The organism is Corynebacterium phoceense, assembly GCF_900092335.1.
GTDB classification, from domain to species: domain Bacteria; phylum Actinomycetota; class Actinomycetes; order Mycobacteriales; family Mycobacteriaceae; genus Corynebacterium; species Corynebacterium phoceense.
Genome location: NZ_LT596216.1, coordinates 1 through 1,304 on the forward strand (window position 1 = coordinate 1; position 1,304 = coordinate 1,304).

General features: G+C 61.8%; 3 protein-coding genes. 2 read left to right on the forward strand and 1 reads right to left on the reverse strand.

Annotation, left to right across the window (positions count from 1 at the left end; translation table 11 throughout):
- Positions 1 to 220: CarD family transcriptional regulator (locus BN9444_RS13305; protein ID WP_276526033.1), on the reverse strand; the 220-nt coding region annotated here is incomplete at its 3' end.
- A 247-nt stretch (positions 221 to 467) separates the two neighbouring features.
- Here BN9444_RS13305 and BN9444_RS13310 point away from each other — a divergent pair.
- Both BN9444_RS13310 and BN9444_RS14905 read left to right on the forward strand, forming a co-directional pair.
- Positions 468 to 1,061: a hypothetical protein gene (locus tag BN9444_RS13310; RefSeq protein ID WP_066490073.1), complete on the forward strand. Its 594-nt coding sequence runs from the start codon at positions 468 to 470 to the stop codon at positions 1,059 to 1,061.
- A 112-nt stretch (positions 1,062 to 1,173) separates the two neighbouring features.
- Positions 1,174 to 1,304 (forward strand): hypothetical protein (locus BN9444_RS14905; protein WP_199872876.1); only part of this gene is annotated, 131 nt, incomplete at its 3' end.

The following is a 1,304-nucleotide window of genomic DNA, read 5'->3' on the forward strand; positions in this document are numbered from 1 at the left end:
AGACGGAGAAGACCTTCTCCAGGCCTTCCTTACCCACGACGTCACGGACGCCAACATGCTCGGCATTCTTGGAAGGAACGCGCACGACGAGATCCGAGTGCTTGATCTGAAGCACGAGGAACTCCAAGGTCTCCCCGCCCATCTCACGCTGTTCGATGGCAGTAATCTCTGCAGCACCGTGGTGCGGGTAAACGACGACCTCGCCGACCTTGAACTCCATGTTTGTCCAGTCACTCCTCGTTCGGGTTCGTTGGCGCGCATCGCACGACGCGACACACGCATATATGGTGAGAAATTTTACCACGGTGGATGAGGGCAAGGTTTGCACCCCGGGTTTACCCCCGGATACCCCCATGTTACGCATGTGGCGTAGCCCCCAACGGGCCCAAAACTGTGTACTTCCCGCCGCTAACGACTAGGCTAAGTCGTTGATAAACGCCTGATCTCTTAATTGGAGGACGCTCGAAGTGAAGTCCCTGAAGTCTGCCGCACGTCGCGGTGCCATCATCTCTGTTGCTGCTATGTCCGCGCTTTCTCTGGCAGCCTGCTCCGCGGGCCAGATCACCCAGACCTCGCAGAAGGTCATCGCAGTGGATGGCACCAACGCCAAGACCGAAGACGGCGCCGTGGCCGTGCGTGACGTCACCATCCAGCTGGAGCCGAACGACGGCACCGCATCGCTCAAGTTCAGCGTCATCAACGACGGCTACGCCGACGGCAAGGTCACCCTCCAGTCCATCGACGTCGACGGCCAGTCCGTCAACGTCTCCTCCGCACAGCCCATCGGCCGCGGCCAGTCCATCATCGGTGATTCCAAGGCCAACCTCGACGCCGTCCCGCAGGACGAGACCTCTAATTCCGTGCAGTACATCACCACGGATCTCACCAACGAGGACTACGCCTTCGGCGGCACCCGCCCGGTCACCTTCACCTTCAACAACGGTGAGCTCACCGTGGACGCTCCGGTGTCCGCCTCCCCGCTGACCTCCGGCCAGTACAACCGTGACTCCTCCTCCACCGAGGGCTACACCACGGAGACCGCTAAGGCTGAGCACCACTAATTCTCTCCGTGTGCGCCCCTGCCGCACACGCCTTCGAGCCATTCCCCCGCCCGCGCTGCTGGTCAGCGCCGGCGGGGGTTTCGTGTTGAGGGGCTGGTTTAGAGTAGGCAGCATGGCTAAGAAAGTTCGTCCCATCCACACCTGCTCCGAGTGTGGATACGTCTCGCCCAAGTGGCTGGGGCGCTGCCCCGAGTGTGGTTCGTGGGGCACACTGCAGGAATCCATGCCCGCCGCGCCCGCGTC